General features: G+C 66.3%; 14 protein-coding genes. 9 read left to right on the forward strand and 5 right to left on the reverse strand.

Translation table 11 applies throughout. The features are described 5' to 3' along the window. Positions 1–72 precede the first annotated feature (72 nt). Positions 73–1,233 (forward strand): NAD-dependent formate dehydrogenase, encoded by a 1,161-nt coding sequence (locus tag WS49_RS16780; RefSeq protein ID WP_059530663.1) that lies wholly within the window; start codon positions 73–75, stop codon positions 1,231–1,233. Between the two features lie 60 nt (positions 1,234–1,293). On the opposite strand, the gene WS49_RS16785 is transcribed toward WS49_RS16780, so the two are convergent. The 4 genes from WS49_RS16785 to WS49_RS16800 form a co-directional block, all read right to left on the reverse strand. After that, positions 1,294–2,349: an alpha/beta hydrolase gene (locus WS49_RS16785; RefSeq protein ID WP_059530666.1), complete on the reverse strand. Its 1,056-nt coding sequence runs from the start codon at positions 2,347–2,349 to the stop codon at positions 1,294–1,296. A 225-nt stretch (positions 2,350–2,574) separates the two neighbouring features. Beyond that, positions 2,575–3,243 (reverse strand): response regulator transcription factor, encoded by a 669-nt coding sequence (locus WS49_RS16790; protein ID WP_059530668.1) that lies wholly within the window; start codon positions 3,241–3,243, stop codon positions 2,575–2,577. Then, on the reverse strand, positions 3,233–5,428 hold the full coding sequence (locus tag WS49_RS16795) for a PAS domain S-box protein (protein WP_059530881.1): 2,196 nt from the start codon (positions 5,426–5,428) through the stop codon (positions 3,233–3,235). Before WS49_RS16795 ends, WS49_RS16790 begins: the two co-directional genes overlap by 11 nt. A 42-nt stretch (positions 5,429–5,470) precedes the next feature. Further along, positions 5,471–5,857, reverse strand: coding sequence for a response regulator transcription factor (locus tag WS49_RS16800; protein ID WP_059530670.1), 387 nt, complete (start codon positions 5,855–5,857; stop codon positions 5,471–5,473). A gap of 440 nt (positions 5,858–6,297) precedes the next feature. On the opposite strand from WS49_RS16800, the gene WS49_RS16805 reads away from it, so the two are divergent. Beyond that, positions 6,298–6,651, forward strand: coding sequence for a DUF4148 domain-containing protein (locus WS49_RS16805; protein WP_059530672.1), 354 nt, complete (start codon positions 6,298–6,300; stop codon positions 6,649–6,651). A 53-nt stretch (positions 6,652–6,704) separates the two neighbouring features. On the opposite strand, the gene WS49_RS16810 is transcribed toward WS49_RS16805, so the two are convergent. Further along, on the reverse strand, positions 6,705–7,526 hold the full coding sequence (locus tag WS49_RS16810; RefSeq protein WP_059530674.1) for an alpha/beta fold hydrolase: 822 nt from the start codon (positions 7,524–7,526) through the stop codon (positions 6,705–6,707). Positions 7,527–7,848: 322 nt separating this feature from the next. Between WS49_RS16810 and WS49_RS16815 the strand changes: the two genes are divergently transcribed. The 7 genes from WS49_RS16815 (at position 7,849) to WS49_RS16845 (ending at position 15,225) form a co-directional block, all read left to right on the forward strand. Then, positions 7,849–9,156, forward strand: a complete 1,308-nt coding sequence (locus WS49_RS16815; protein WP_059530676.1) for a sensor histidine kinase — start codon at positions 7,849–7,851, stop codon at positions 9,154–9,156. 80 nt (positions 9,157–9,236) lie between these two features. Continuing rightward, complete coding sequence (locus tag WS49_RS16820; protein WP_059530885.1) at positions 9,237–10,469, forward strand: MFS transporter; 1,233 nt, start codon at positions 9,237–9,239, stop codon at positions 10,467–10,469. 240 nt (positions 10,470–10,709) lie between these two features. Then, positions 10,710–11,741, forward strand: coding sequence for a DUF4331 family protein (locus WS49_RS16825; protein ID WP_059530679.1), 1,032 nt, complete (start codon positions 10,710–10,712; stop codon positions 11,739–11,741). 74 nt (positions 11,742–11,815) lie between these two features. Beyond that, entirely contained in the window at positions 11,816–12,925 is a 1,110-nt protein-coding gene (locus tag WS49_RS16830; protein ID WP_082721791.1) for a HoxN/HupN/NixA family nickel/cobalt transporter, read from the forward strand. A gap of 43 nt (positions 12,926–12,968) precedes the next feature. After that, positions 12,969–13,874, forward strand: coding sequence for an SDR family oxidoreductase (locus WS49_RS16835; RefSeq protein WP_059530682.1), 906 nt, complete (start codon positions 12,969–12,971; stop codon positions 13,872–13,874). A 104-nt stretch (positions 13,875–13,978) separates the two neighbouring features. After that, positions 13,979–14,719, forward strand: a complete 741-nt coding sequence (locus WS49_RS16840) for an SDR family oxidoreductase (protein ID WP_059530685.1) — start codon at positions 13,979–13,981, stop codon at positions 14,717–14,719. 155 nt (positions 14,720–14,874) lie between these two features. Then, entirely contained in the window at positions 14,875–15,225 is a 351-nt protein-coding gene (locus WS49_RS16845) for a hypothetical protein (RefSeq protein WP_059530688.1), read from the forward strand. The last annotated feature ends 24 nt before the right edge of the window (positions 15,226–15,249 follow it).

Here is a 15,249-nt window from a genome sequence, read left to right on the forward strand (position 1 = left end):
CAACACCTCTCCTAATCTGCGACGAGAACACGTTCCGCAGACGATTGAATTCGTAAAACCAGGAGAAGAAGAATGGCGAAGGTGCTTTGTGTGTTGTATCCCGACCCGACGACCGGCTATCCGCCGTATTCCGTGCGAGACGACATACCGGTCATCACCGCGTATCCGGGCGGGCAACGCGTGCCATCCCCGCAAGGTAGCCCCGGGTTTACGCCGGGCGAGCTGGTCGGATGCGTGTCGGGTGAACTCGGCCTGCGGCCGTATCTGGAAGCGCATGGCCACGAGTTGATCGTGACGAGCGACAAGGACGGGCCGGACTCCGTATTCGAGCAGCACTTGCTCGACGCGGACGTGGTCATTTCGCAGCCGTTCTGGCCCGCGTACCTGACGCGCGAGCGGATTGCGAAAGCGAAAAATCTGAAGCTCGCACTGACCGCGGGCATCGGATCGGACCATGTGGATCTTCAGGCGGCGACGGAGCGCGGTATCGTCGTTGCGGAGGAAACTTTCTCGAACAGCATCAGCGTGGCCGAGCACGTCGTCATGACCGTGCTCGCCCTCGTCCGCAACTTTCTTCCGGCTCACCGCTTCGCGGTGAACGGCGGCTGGAACATCGCCGATTGCGTAAGCCGCAGCTACGACCTCGAAGGGATGCACTTCGGGACGATCGGTGCGGGACGCATCGGTCTCGCAGTCCTGCGCCGACTGAAACCGTTCGACGTGCATCTGCACTACTCGAGCCGCCATCGTCTCTCGTCCGATCTCGAACACGAACTCGGTCTCGTCTACCATCCCACCCCGCAATCGCTAGTGCAGGTCTGCGACGTGATCAATCTGCAATGCCCGCTGTATCCGTCGACCGAACATATGTTCGATGACGAGATGTTCCGTCACGTCAAGCCAGGCGCATACCTGATCAACACGGCGCGCGGCAAGCTGTGCGACACGGGCGCGGTCGTGCGCGCGCTCGAATCCGGACGCCTCGCCGGCTATGGCGGCGACGTGTGGTTTCCACAGCCGGCCGCGGCCGATCATCCGTGGCGCCGGATGCCGAACGCGGCGATGACGCCTCACATTTCGGGCACGTCGTTGTCCGCGCAAGCGCGCTATGCCGCCGGCACGCTCGAAATCCTGCAATGCTTTCTCGAAGGCAGGCCGATCCGTCCGGAATATCTGATCGCCGATGGCGGCAAGCTCGCCGGCACCGGCGCCGCATCGTACAACCTGACGTAAAGCGCACAGCGGGGCCGGCCAACGCCGCAGCCGGCCACGCTCGCGGCCGTTGTTGCAAGGTTACTGCCCAATGTGCTCGCGAATGCCGCTACTGATCTGCTCGAGCGCCGCCTCGGTCGACGGCACTTGACGCAGCGCGTTTAGAAGGACGAAGTCGTGAATCGTGCCGTTGTAGCGGACGGCCGCGACGCTCACGCCTGCGTCTTTCAACTTGCGTGCATACGCCTCACCCTCGTCCCGCAGCGGATCGTTCTCCGCGGTCACCACGAGCGCGGGCGGAAGCCCCTTCAGTTCATCGTTGCTTGCACGCAGCGGTGACACGTACGGGTTCTCGCGCGTCTTCGCATCGGGCGCGTACAGATCCCAGCCATACTTCATGAAGTCACGGGCAAGGAATCGCCCCTTCGCATACATGCGATACGAATCGGTATCGACGCTGGCGTCAGTCGCCGGAATCAGCAGTGCCTGGTAGCTGATCTTCGGACCGTTGCGATCCTTGGCCATCAACGTCAGCGCCGCAGCCATGTTTCCGCCGACCGAATTGCCTGCCACCGCAATCCGGGAGCCGTCGGCGCCGAACTGGCTTGCGTTGGCGGCGGCCCACTTCAGCGCCGCATATGATTCCTCGAGCTGCGTCGGGAATTTCGCCTGCGGCAGCGGCGTATATTCGACGAACACGGCGACCTGCCCCGAGCCGACCACGAGGTCGCGCACGAGGCGCTGGTGATTCGCGAAGTTGCCGACGATCCACACGCCCCCGTGGATGAACAGTAGCACGCCCGGCTTACCTTCGACGTGAGTCGGCTTCACGATGTAGAGCTTCACCGTGCGCCCGTCCTGGGTAATCGTCCGCTCGGTGGTCGTAATGCCAGACATGTCGACCGGCGTCTGATTTTGAAGATGCGTCAGGATCTCCTGCGGCTTCGGCTGCGGCAGTTCCCAGAACGGGCTGCTGTCCTTGTTGAGCGCGACGAGAAACGATCGAATCTGCGGATCGATGTGCTCGTCCGTCGCAGGATCCGCCGGTGACGCGGCGTAGGACGGCGTCGCGACGCCGAGCGTCGCACACGCGGCGATGGCCGCGACAATGAGCATCTTCCTGAGTGGCATGTTCATTTGATTTCCTTAGCATTTCCAGATGTGATGGGATAATGCGTCGCGCCTTTTCGCTGCGCCATACGCAGTGCGCGACCTGCACGCCGCGAGCGAACGTTCTCGCAGGCGGAGCCATCATGCCCAGTTGCATCGGGGGATTTTTTCGCGACCCGGGCGCGGTTGCCGATTCGAACGGCGACGCGCCTTTGCTGGCCGCTTGGGGCGGTCGCGATGCGACGCCCGGATTCAGGTCCGGCGAGTCCCCGGCGTGGCGTCGTCGGATTGAGCGATGCCCAGCGCTTCGGCCTGTTTGACGAAGACGGCCAGCGAGCGCGCGTCCATCTTCTTCATCGCCTGCCCACGATGGATCTTCACGGTGATTTCGCTGAGGTTCATTTCGGCCGCAATCTGCTTGTTCATCAGTCCGCTCGCGACGAATGCCATCACTTCGCGCTCGCGTGCCGACAACGTTGCATATCGGGAACGCAGATCGGCCAGCGCGCGCTGCGCGCTCTTGCATCGCTCGTCGCGTGCCAGCGCGGCGGAGACGGCATCCAGCATGTCCTGTTCGCGGAACGGTTTCGCGAGGAAATCCATTGCGCCGGCCTTCATTGCCTTCACCGACATCGCTATGTCGCCGTACGCGGTCATGAAGATGATCGGCAGCCGCAGGTCGGCGGCTGCGATCTGCTCCTGAACCGCGAGACCGCTCTGACCTTTCAGGCGCACATCGAGGATCAGGCAGCTCGGCACGTCGGGTTTGTCGAACGCAAGAAATTCGTGCGCGGACGCAAACAACTGAACGCGCATTCCCACCGACCGAAGCAGCATGTCGATGGCCGTGCGCATCGATTCATCGTCGTCGACGACGTAGACGATCGACTGCTCGGGCGAATCTTGCGCGTCAGTGCTCATTACACATTTCCTCATCGATTGGCAACACGAACTGCATGACCGCACCCGGACACTCGCGCAGGTCGGCCCAGATGCGCCCGCCGTGCGCTTCCACGATCGATCGGCAGATCGACAGCCCCATTCCCATGCCATCCCCCCTGGTCGTGAAGAACGCGCTGAACAGACGGTCGAAATCGGCATGCCGGATCCCGGTGCCACTGTCCTCCACGACGACCTGAGCCTGCCCGTCGTCGCACGTGTGCGTGCGAATCCGCAAACGGCGCGCGCCGGGCGCGACGGCCGACATCGCCTGCACTGCATTCATCACTAGATTGATGACGACCTGCTGCAGTTGCACGCGGTCGCCGCGCACGCGCTGCGGTGTTGCCGAATAGTCGGCTTCGACGTCGACCCGCTGGCTGTCAAGCTCGCGGCGCACGAGTTCGAGCGATTCTCGCACAACGACGTTCAGATCGAGCGACGTCTGCTCGGGCGCGCGCTTACGCGCCATCGCGCGAATCTGCCGGATTACGTCCGACGCCCGCTTGGCGTCGCGGATCATCTGTCCGACCGATTGCTGCACCTCGCGCAGGTCGGGCTCAGGGCGGTCGATCCAGCGCAGCGCCGCGTCGCCTGCCGTCACGATCGCGGCGAGTGGCTGCGTAACTTCATGCGCGATCGACGCGGCCAGCTCGCCCAGCATCGTGACCCGCGTCGCGTGCGCGAGCTCGGCGGTGGATCGGTCGAGCGCGTCCTGCGCGACAACACGTTCGGTCACGTCCATCAACGCGCCGACGTATTCGGCATCGGCCGGGTGCGGCATTAGATGCGCGACGTAATGAACGTGCTTGACGCGGGAATCGGGCATCATCAGCCGGAACTGGATATCGAGATACGGTTCGCCGGCCATCAGCCGGCGCCACGCGTTGGTCACTCGCAACACGTCGTCCGGGTGGGTGCGGCCGGTAATCCATTCGATGCTCGGCGTCGTATCGCGCGTCAGCTCGAAGATCCGGTAGGTTTCGTCGGACCACCACATCGCGCCCTCCGGCACCCGCATCGCGATGCTTCCGGTATGGCTGAGGCGCTGCGCGTCCGACAGCAGCGCCTCGCTGCGGCTCAACGCATGCTCGGCCTGCTTGCGCGCCTCGATATCGGTATTCACGCCGTACCAGCGCACGACGCGCCCACCGTCATCCCGAAGCGGCTCGGCGCCGATGTGCACCCATCGGTAGACGCCGTCCCGACGCCGGATACGCGCGACGCTCTCGAACGGCGCCCCTGTCGCAACCGCATGCCGCCACGCGACGTGCATCGTATCGAAGTCGTCGGGATGGACGACGGCGCGCCAGATGTCTTCGCCGTTCTCGGCCACCGACACACCGAACTCGGCCCAGCGCCGGTTCACGTAACCGATCTTGCCGTCGCTGCCCGAGTTCCATACCATTCCCGGTATCGCGTCGATCATCGCGCGCAGTTCGCTCTGTTGACGCAGCAGCTCGCCTTCCATGCGCTTGCGGTCGGTAATGTCGTTGTTGGTCGCGAGGATCGCGACCGGCTTGCCGCCGGCATCGCGCCACAACGCGAGCCGGCTGGAAATCATCACCGTCTCGCCGTCGCGGCGCACGCGCTGCAGTTCGCCCTGCCACTGCCCGGACGTCAGCACAATGCGGTGAATGTCCTCGAGCGGCACCGATGCTCGCGTCTGCGTCAGCTCGTGAACCGGCTGACCGATCGCCTGCTGCGCCGTCCATCCGTACAGCGCCTCTGCGCCTTGATTCCAGAATGCGATCCTGTCCTGCAGGTCATAGACGACGATCGCGTCGTGGGTCAGGTCGAGCAGTTGCAGCCGCTCGCGCAGTGTCGCGGTGTTCGACAGATTGCGCAACGCGAGGAATGCCGTGGTGACGATCGCGAGCAGGCTCACCCCGCAGCGCGCGAGCGCGCCGGCAGAATAGCGTTCGTCGTGCGATAGCGCGAGCGCGAGCAACGTGAGCGAGATGCACGTGCAGGCGGTCATTGAAGTCGCGCGACGCGAGCCGGCCGATGCGACGAGCAGCACGACGGCCACGTACAGCACCGCGATCGCGATGTCGAGCGGCGTCAGGTCGATGACGAAGACCGCAGCGGCCAGCGCGCCGGCCAGCGTATACAACACGCGCGAGTCCTCGCGCCAGAGCTTGATCGTGCTTTGGTTGAACATCATCGCCATCGTGCGGCACGCCGCGAGAACAAAAGGAAAAGCGGATCAGCGTGCCGCATCGGTCCCGCCGGCCTTCACCGATTCCAGATGACGCGCCATTTCCGCCGAGTCCACCGGTTTGCCGAGTACGCAGATGGCGCCCATGTCGATTGCTTGCCGCCGGACCGAATCCGACGCAAACGCGGAAATGAAAATGACCGGCAGCGCGATGCCGCCGTCGACGAGACGACGATACATTTCCAGACCGGAAATGCCGGGCATCTGGACGTCCGAGACGATACAGCAGACGTCCGTGAGGCCGCCCGCTGCGAGAAACTGTTCCGCGGACGCATAGAGGCGGGCCGTCCAGCCAAGGGAACGCACCAGGCTCGACGTGGCGACGCGAACGGATTCGTCATCGTCGATAATCGAAACGATCGGATTTTTCTGCAAACCTCGGGCCCTCGGCCGAAATCGTACGACGGGCAGCCCGCTACCGGCCGCCCCAACCACAGTCATATTAGAGAAGTCGGCGGTCCGCGGAAATCATATGTACGTATAGTCGCCGCCCCTTCCCGGCCGCCATGGGCCGACGGCCGGACCGGCAACCGCCGTCGCACCGCGGCGCGACGGGCGGGCGCTGCTCGCGATCCGGCGAATTCGCAGTCTTGCGTGCGTTCGCTCAACGACGCGCGACGCGCGCTCTCTATATTCCAGGCGTCGATCAACGATCGACAGCCGGCACGCCATCGTCGCCACTCCAGTCGCGGCGATCCTGCACGCCGGGCGTACCCCGGGCCGCCGCATCGACCGAGCTCCACGCAGCACCGGTCGTCACCGGTGTGCTTGCACGCATCGCCACCGTCCCCGCTGATATCCGAAGGAGCGTCATCATGAAGAACATCGCCGTCTCACTTATTCTGAGCGCATGCGCGCTGATCCCCGCCGCCGGTTTCGCGCAAACCGCCGCACCAATCACGCGCGCGCAGGTACGCGCGGACCTGGCTCGCGTCGAGCAGGCGGGCTATCTGCCGTCGCGCGGCGCCAATGCCGACTATCCGGCCGACATCCAGGCCGCCGAAGCGAAAATCGCTGCGGACGGCACACGGCAGGCGCTCGCGCAGGGATACGGCGGCGCGCCCGACTGGGGCCGCAGCGCGGCCGGAACCCGCGCCGCACGCACTGTCGCGAACGGCGGGAGTTGCGTCGCACCGGCCAGCTTCTGCAATCCGTACTTCGGCAGCTGAACCGCGCCGCCCGCCCGCGCGCCGAGTCTGCGCGCGCGAGGCGGGACGGCGATTCACGCGCGGATGAATGCGAGCAGATCCGCGTTCACGCGATCGGCATGCGTCGTGCACAGCCCGTGCGGCGCGCCGGGATAGATCGTCAGTCGCGCGTCGCGAACGATCTCGGCCGACAGCCTTCCCGAATCGTCGAGCGGCACGATCTGGTCGTCGTCGCCCTGCAGGACGAGCGTCGGCACGTCGATTCGGCGCAGGTCGTCGGTAAAGTCCGTTTCGGAGAAGGCCTTGATGCAGTCGTATGCGCTCTTGATGGAGCACTGCATGCCGGCATACCAGAATGCATCCACCGTGCCTTGCGAAGGCTTCGCACCGTCGCGATTGAAGCCGTAGAACGGCACCGCAAGATCCTTGAAGAACTGCGAGCGGTTCCCGGCGACCCCGCTGCGGATATCGTCGAATACCGACAGCGGCAACCCGCCGGGGTTCGCGGCAGTCTTCAACATCAGCGGCGGCACGGCGGCGATCAGCACCACCTTCGCGACGCGCTGCGTGCCGTGCCGGCCGATGTAACGCACCACTTCGCCGCCGCCGGTGGAGTGACCGACGAGCACCGCGTCCTTCAGGTCGAGCGACTCGATCAGTTCGGCCAGGTCGTCGGCGTAACGCGACATATCGTTCCCGTTCCACGGCTGGCTCGAGCGACCGTGTCCGCGGCGGTCGTGCGCGATCGCGCGAAAGCCGCGCTCGGCGAGATACATCATCTGCGCGTCCCACGCGTCGGCATTCAACGGCCAACCGTGCGAGAACACCACGGGCTGGCCCATGCCCCAGTCCTTGTAAAACAGTTCAGTGCCGTCTTTCAGTACGAGCTTTGCCATTTTCATGCTCCTTCGAGAATGCCGCTGTCGCCCGCCATTGCGGGCATGCGGCGGTGTCGCACGGCGCGCGCTGGCCCTTTGCCGATCGCGCCGCCGTGCATCCGCGCCATTCTCGTCATCGCGTGACCGCCCGGATTTCCGGACGCATGCTGCATTTCCGTTCCGCACGACGGCGACATCGGGCGTGTCGCGATCGACCGGTGCGGCTTCGAGCGGCAATCCGGCCATTTTGTCTGTGTATAATCGGCGCGCATTTTTCGGCGAGATGGTGCCCCGTGTCGTGGGGCGTCGCCCGGACGCACGGCCAACGTGGCATCCCACAATGAACGAACCTCACGCAGCGGCTGACACGATGCACGATCGGGATACGCGCGCAGGCGACGACGCGCTGTTCCGCTGCGCGCCGATCCCGATCCTGATCGAAGACTGGTTCGGCATCAAACGCTGGATCGATACGCTGAAGGCTCGCGGCGTGACGGATCTCGAGGCCTACCTCGACGCGCATCCCGACGTCATCGACGAAGTTCGTCGGCTGCATGCGTTCGTCGATGCGAACGACGCGACGCTGTCGCTGTTCGAGGCGACATCGAAGGACGCGTTTTTCGCCGCGGCCGGACAACTGCTGCCAGCCAGCCGGATCAGCAATTCGCAGGTCCTGCACGCGATGTTCGAAGGCCGTTCGGCGTGCCAGGGAGAACGTACGCTCTCCACGTTGACCGGCAGGAAAGTGCCGATCGTCTGGCGCTGCTCGCTGCCGGCCGAAGACGACAAATATCGCCGACTTCATTTCTACGCATTCGACGTCACCGAGTACAAGGAGAACGGCGAACGGCTCGACGCGCTGCGTGCGCAACTCGCGCGCACGGCCCGGGCGTCGATGATGGGACAGCTCGTCGCGTCGATCACGCACGAGATCGGCCAGCCGCTCGGTGCGATCCGCACGGCGCTCGACGCGGCCGTCCGGTGGCTGGACCGCACCGAGCCGGACGTCGCCGAGGCCACCACCGCCTTTCGCCACGCATCGCGGTGGACGGACGACATGGCGAACATCTGCCGGCGGCTGCGCGGGTTCCTGGCCGGTGCGCCGGTGGAGGCGGTCGAACTCGACTGCGCAGAGGTCGTGGCCTCCGCGGTGCAGTTGGTCGCGTCGGAAGCAAGCGCGCATGCGATCACGCTCGCCGCCGAAGTCGCCGCCGGCGCGACGGCGCATGCGGACCGGATTCAACTCCAGCAAGTGCTGACGAACCTGCTCATCAATGGCATTCACGCGATCGACGCGGCACCCGCCGATGCGCGCGAGCCGCTGTTGCGCGTGCGAGCGGGCCGCTACGATGACACGCACACGCTGTTCGAAGTCGTCGACAACGGCTGCGGGATCTCGGGCGCGCCGCACGAAGCGATCTTTCAACCGTTTTCCAGCACCAAGCGCGACGGCATGGGAATGGGCCTCCCGATTTCGAAATCGATTGTCGAAGCGCACGGCGGCACGATCTGGATCGGCGATACTGGCCCGCACGGCACGCGGATCTGCTTCACGCTGCCTTCGTCTGCGCACGCGGCGGCCGCGCAAAGCGAACGCCGCGGCGCGCCCGACGGTGCCGGACCGGCTCCCGGCCGGGCCGACGATTGAGCCGGCACCGCGCGAAACCACCCGCCGGCGCTGCGCGCGCGGGCACCGCCGCTGCGCAGCGGCGTGCATCCGAGCACCGGATCCTCGCGACGGTCGTCGCGGCGAACGCGCTCGAATTCTTTGACTATTTCTCGTATGCCGTTTATGCGGCGTTCATCACGCGTACGTTCTTCCCTCACGTCGTCGGCGCCTACGGCCCGCTCCTGTCGCTCGGCACTTTCGCCGCCGGATTCCTGTCGCGGCCGCTTGGCGCGATTGCGATCGGCGTCCATGCGGATGCCGCCGGACGCAAGCCGGCGCTGCTGCTGAGCGCTGCGCTCGTGACGGTCGGCTCGTTCGGGCTCGCCGTAATTCCGGGCTACGCGACGCTCGGCATCGCCGCGCCGATCGCCGTGCTGCTGTGCCGGATCCTGCAGGGCATTGCGGTGGGCGGCGAGATGGGCGCGTCCGGCGCGCTGCTGATCGAGCGGTGCCCGCCCGAGCGCAAATGCACGTACGCGGGCTGGCTGATGGCCGGACAGGGGCTCGCTCTGGCCGCCGCCGGCGCCTGCGGGATCGCGCTGCACGCGACGCTGAGCGTCGCGCAGATCGAGCACTGGGGATGGCGCGTGCCGTTCGCGCTCGCGGCCGCGCTGATTCCCGTGCAAATCTACCTGCGCCGCCATATCGACGAGACGTGGGAACGGCGCACCGCAACGACCGCGTTCGGCGGGCTGCTCCTGCAGCATCGCGGCCGATGGCTGTTTGCGATCGCACTGATTTTCGGCGGCACGGTGCCAACGTACGTCGCCACCTATACGACGACGTTCGGCGTCGCCGGCCCGCCGCCGTCCGCGTATGCATCGTTCGTGACGACCGCGGCCGTCGGCGCGGTGACGTTCGCGTTGTCGATCGCGGGCGGCCGTCTTGCCGATCGCATCGGCCGCATCCGCACCATCGTGCTGGCCCGCGCGCTGACGATGGCCGTCGTCCTCCCGGCATTCCACTTCGCGGCCGTCCATGCGCATCCACTCGCGCTGCTCGGCGTGGTCGCGCTGTTCGCCGGGCTGTCGGCACTCGCCGGCGCGCCGAGCATCGTCGCGATCCTCGACATGTTCCCCGCGCGCGGCCGGGCAGCCGCCCTGTCCGTGGCCTACGCGACCGGCGTTGCGCTGTTCGGCGGCACCGCGCCGTTCGTCGTCGCGTCCGTGAACGCATGGGCCGGCACGCACGTCGCGGCCGGCGCATACGTGTTCGTATCGGCCGCCGTCACGCTGGTCGCGCTTGCCGTCGTTCACGCAACCGACGCGCGAACATCCGCCGTTCGACGCTGAGCGCCGCTTCCGGCGGCGGCTGCCGCCACGTCGCCGTCGTGCGATTCCGCAATTGCCCGCCGTTTGCCGACAGCGCCCATCCCTGCTCCCTTCCAGAATCCGCCTGTCGTCCGACGCATCTTCGATCGAAGCGTCCGACGTCCCGCTGAAAAGCGTCGAAGACCGTGCCGGCGCGTATCGCGCGATACGCGAGACGGCACGTCTCCCAACCCGCAGCCCCACTTCGGACAGGATCGAACCATGTCACATCATCTCGACTCCCCGCTCGCGCGGCAGGACATTCGCCTCGACATCACCGACCTCTACTGCTTTCGCGGGGACACGGGAACGGTACTCGCGATCAACGTCTGCCACTCGATCGCGGGCGACGTGCCGACGCCCGGCTATCACCCGGAAGGATTCTACGAATTCAAGCTCGATCTGAATGGCGATGCGCTCGAAGAGCTCACGTACCGGATCTGCTTCGACGCGCGCGATGCGCACGGGCGCCAGCGCTTCGAGCTGCGCCGCATCGCAGGTGCGGCGGCCACCGATCCGCATGCTGACGGCGAACTCGTGGTGCGCGGCAGCACCGACGAAGTAGTCACTGCGCCGTCCGGTACGCGCGTATGGGCCGGCAAGGCAGGCGATCCGTTCTGGATCGAACCCGACGTGCTGCATGCGGTCGGCCATGCGTTCCAGGACGGTACGCCGCTCGACCTCGGCACGTGGCAGCCGGGCGATGCGCGCAACCTGTTCGCGGGCCATACCGTGTACTCGATCGTGCTCGAAGTGCCCGACGCCGAGCTTGTCACGAATGCCAGCGCGAACCGCAAGGTCGGCGTATGGGCGGTGGCGACGCTCGCGACGGACGCGGGCGGCTGGCGATCGATCAATCGCGTCGGGCTGCCGATGATTCATCCGCTCTTCACGCAATACAACGAGGACCTCGGCGACCGTCTGAATGCGGGCCGCCCCGCCGACGACTTCGCCACGTACGGCGAAACGGTGATTGCATCGGTGGCCGGCGCGGTGCGCGCGAACGGCACCGCCGAAGATCCGATCGGCTACGCAACGGCCGTCGCGCATCGATTCCTGCCGAACATCCTGCCGTACACGATCGGCACGCCCGCCGTGTTCGGCATGGTCGAGTGGAACGGGCGATCGCTTACCGACAACGCGCCGGACGTGATGTTCACGATCGCTTCGAACACGCCGATCCGGCTCGGCATCGGCAAGGAGTCGGTCACGTCGAAGCCGTCGCCCACGTTCCCGTACGTTCCGAAGGCCTGACGCCGGTCCGGCGTCTCCGGTACCCGGCGTCCGCGCGCGCCGGGTGCGCCCTCTCACCTTTTTTCGAGGCTGCCATGCATGCACGTCGACACCTCCCGCTACCCGGCGCAGCCAGGGCCGGCCGACATCGCGTCACGTCGTTCAGTCCTGCCGCGATCGCGATCGTCGCGTTCATCGTGCTGTTGCACGTCGTCGGCTGGGGTACGCTGATCGCGCTGATCGTCCCGCAGCATCTGAGCGTCGGTTCCCGCGCGTTCGGAATCGGCGCGGGCATCACCGCGTATTCGCTCGGCATGCGCCATGCGTTCGATGCAGACCACATCGCCGCGATCGACAACACCACGCGCAAGCTGCTCGGCGAAGGCCAGCGCTCGGCGAGCGTCGGCTTCTGGTTTTCGTTCGGTCACTCGAGCGTCGTATTCGGGCTCGCCGTGCTCGTCTCGCTCGGCATGCGCTCGCTGTCTGCGCACATCGTCGACGCCGGGTCGACGCTGCGCGGGGTGACCAGCGTGCTGGGCGCGATCGTGTCGAGTGTCTTCCTCTATGCGATCGCGGCGCTGAACGTTGCGGCGTTCCATGACCTGTATGCGGCCTTTCGCGCGATGCGCACGGGCCGCTACGACGAATTGCAGCTCGAGCGACACCTTGCTTCGCGTGGTCTCGTCGCGCGCGTGCTCGCGCCGCTGATGCGCATCGTGCGCAAGCCGCCCCAGATGTACTTCGTTGGACTGCTGTTCGGGCTCGGCTTCGATACGGCCACGGAAATCGCGCTGCTGGTGCTGACCGGCTCCGGAGCCGCGTCCGGTCTGCCGTGGTACGCGATCCTCTGCCTGCCCGTGCTGTTCGCGGCCGGCATGCTGCTGTTCGACACGATCGACGGTTCGTTCATGCACGTCGCGTACAGCTGGGCGCTCGCGCAGCCCGTTCGCAAGATCTATTACAACCTCGTCGTCACCGGTCTTTCGATTAGCGTCGCGCTCGTCATCGGCACCGTGGAGGTGCTCGGCCTGCTCAACCGCGCGTTGGGCACGCACGGCGTGGCCGGCACTTGGCTCGCGGCGCTCGATCTGAACGATCTCGGCTTCGCGATCGTCGGCCTGTTCGTCGCGACCTGGGCCGTCTCGATAGCGATCTGGAAGCTCGGACGCATCGAGCAGCGTTGGGCAGTCGGCCGCGACGCATAGCATTCCGCAACACGACGTTCACCGCCTACGGAGGGCATCCATCATGAGCAAAGTCATACTCGTCACCGGCGCATCCAGCGGCTTCGGCAGGCTGACCGCCGAGGCGCTCGCGCGCGCCGGTCACACCGTCTACGCGTCGATGCGCGACATCGGCGGGCGCAACGCGCCGGTGCTCGAACAGATGCGCACGCTCGCACACGACGCACGCGTGGACCTGCGCCCGCTCGAACTCGACGTACAGTCGGACGCATCGATCGATCGCGCTGTCGCGCAGGTGATCGAGCAAGCCGGCCGCATCGACGTGCTGATCCACAATGCCGGCCACATGGCGTTCGGGCCGGCCGAAGCGTTCACGCCGGAGCAGTACGCGCAGCTGTACGACATCAACGTGCTCAGCACCCAGCGCGTGAACCGCGCCGTGCTGCCGCACCTGCGCGGCCGGCACGAGGGGCTGCTGATCTGGGTATCGAGCAGCAGCGCCGCCGGCGGTACGCCGCCATATCTCGCGCCGTATTTCGGCGCGAAAGCCGCGATGGACGCGATCGCCGTGCTGTACGCGCGCGAACTGTCGCGCTGGGGCATCGAAACGTCGATCGTCGTACCCGGTGCATTCACGCAGGGCACGAACCATTTCGCGCACGCGAGTGCGCCGACCGACACTGCGCGTGCGGCCGAATATGACGCCGGCCCCTATGCGGACTTCGGCCGCGAAGTGCAGGAAGCGTTCGCCGCGATCGTGCCGGCGGACGCGCACGCGAGCCTCGTCGCCGATGCGATCGTGAGCGTCGTCGCGGCGCCTGCCGGCAAGCGGCCGTTCCGCGTACACGTCGATCCGACCGAAGACGGCGCGAACGTCGGCTTCGCGGTGCTCGACCGGCTGCGCGCGGAGATGCTGCATCGCGTCGGCCTGTCCGATCTTCTGTCGCCGCGCGTCCCGACGCCGGATTGAGCGTATCGCGCACCGTTGCACCCGTACCCGATCATCCACTCGTCCGGTTCGGCCGCACGACGCGTCGCGTCCGCGGCCGCCCGGCACTCATCGAAGGAGTTCACATGTCTCAATCGTCCGGAAAGATCGCCCTCGTCACCGGTTCGTCGCGCGGCATCGGCGCCGATATCGCGGTTCGCCTCGCGCACGACGGGTTCAAGGTCGTCGTCAACTATGCGAGCAATGCGGCATCAGCGGAAGAAGTTGTCGCGCGCATCCGCCAGGCGGGCGGCGACGCGTTGCTCGTCAAGGCCGACGTCGCCGATCCGGCGGCCACCATCGCGATGTTCGATGCGGCCGAAAAGGCGTTTGGCGGTGTCGACGTCGTGGTCAACAGCGCCGGCGTCATGCTTCAGGCACGGATCGCCGAATTCGACGACGCAACCTTCGACCGGTCGGTCGCCATCAACTTCAAGGGCGCGTTCAACGTGTGCCGCGAAGCCGCGCGCCGCGTGCGCGACGGCGGCCGGATCATGAACCTGACGACCAGCGTGACCGGCGTGCGTCTGCCGACCTATGCGGTGTACATCGCGACGAAGTGCGCGGTCGAAGGGCTCACGCAGGTTCTCGCACAGGAACTGCGCGGCCGTCGCATCAGCGTCAACGCGGTCGCGCCGGGGCCGGTGGCCACCGAGTTGTTCCTCGCCGGCAAGAGCCCGGAACTCATCGAGCGCATGGAGAAGATGAATCCGATGGAACGGCTCGGACAGCCGGAGGACATCTCGGCAGTCGTCGCATTCCTCGCGAGCCCGCAGGGCGGTTGGATCAACGGCCAGATCGTGCGCGCGAACGGCGGAATGTGCTAAGGCGCGCTGGGCGAGCGCGCGTGTCCGCCCAGCGGCCACGCGCGCATCGCGGCGGGCTGCGACCGGCCTACCGGATCCTACGCCGACACGCACGAGTGCACGTTGCCCGGTCGGCGTCTTTCGCGCCGCCTGCCGTCGTTCGATAAGGAGCCTTCATGAACCCGCTCGTCATCCCATCGTTGAAAGCACTGTGCCTGTCGAGCGCCGTAGCACTTGCCGCCTGCATCGTCGGGGCGGCCCAGTCGCCACGGTTCGTCGATACGATCGAAGTAGTTGGCTCGGATACGGAATTGCCGCTCGAGCGCATCGCGATCGGCGGCACATTCGTCGCTGCGGAATCGCATGCCACGCACGCGTCCGCGCGCTTGCCCGCGCGTCTGCCCGCACGGAACGCCGCGGATCATCCCGCCGCGACTCGTCGAGCGCACGTCGCCAAGCGGCTCGATCATGCCGACCGCGTTCGCGGTTACCGGCACGAGATCAACGATGCGAAATGCTGGACTTAGCGCGATATGCGCGGCCGCGATGCG

It is taken from the genome of Burkholderia sp. RF7-non_BP4, assembly GCF_001521935.1.
GTDB classification, from domain to species: domain Bacteria; phylum Pseudomonadota; class Gammaproteobacteria; order Burkholderiales; family Burkholderiaceae; genus Burkholderia; species Burkholderia diffusa.

Bases quoted from the DNA above. Each gene is read 5' to 3' on its own strand.
- WS49_RS16825 (WP_059530679.1), top strand. From the start codon at position 10,710: ATGTCACATCATCTCGACTCCCCGCTCGCGCGGCAGGACATTCGCCTC.
- WS49_RS16840 (WP_059530685.1), top strand. From the start codon at position 13,979: ATGTCTCAATCGTCCGGAAAGATCGCCCTCGTCACCGGTTCGTCGCGC.
- WS49_RS16830 (WP_082721791.1), top strand. From the start codon at position 11,816: ATGCATGCACGTCGACACCTCCCGCTACCCGGCGCAGCCAGGGCCGGC.
- WS49_RS16845 (WP_059530688.1), top strand. From the start codon at position 14,875: ATGAACCCGCTCGTCATCCCATCGTTGAAAGCACTGTGCCTGTCGAGC.
- WS49_RS16815 (WP_059530676.1), top strand. From the start codon at position 7,849: ATGAACGAACCTCACGCAGCGGCTGACACGATGCACGATCGGGATACG.
- WS49_RS16790 (WP_059530668.1), bottom strand. From the start codon at position 3,243: ATGAGCACTGACGCGCAAGATTCGCCCGAGCAGTCGATCGTCTACGTC.
- WS49_RS16780 (WP_059530663.1), top strand. From the start codon at position 73: ATGGCGAAGGTGCTTTGTGTGTTGTATCCCGACCCGACGACCGGCTAT.
- WS49_RS16835 (WP_059530682.1), top strand. From the start codon at position 12,969: ATGAGCAAAGTCATACTCGTCACCGGCGCATCCAGCGGCTTCGGCAGG.
- WS49_RS16785 (WP_059530666.1), bottom strand. From the start codon at position 2,349: ATGAACATGCCACTCAGGAAGATGCTCATTGTCGCGGCCATCGCCGCG.
- WS49_RS16805 (WP_059530672.1), top strand. From the start codon at position 6,298: ATGAAGAACATCGCCGTCTCACTTATTCTGAGCGCATGCGCGCTGATC.
- WS49_RS16795 (WP_059530881.1), bottom strand. From the start codon at position 5,428: ATGATGTTCAACCAAAGCACGATCAAGCTCTGGCGCGAGGACTCGCGC.
- WS49_RS16810 (WP_059530674.1), bottom strand. From the start codon at position 7,526: ATGGCAAAGCTCGTACTGAAAGACGGCACTGAACTGTTTTACAAGGAC.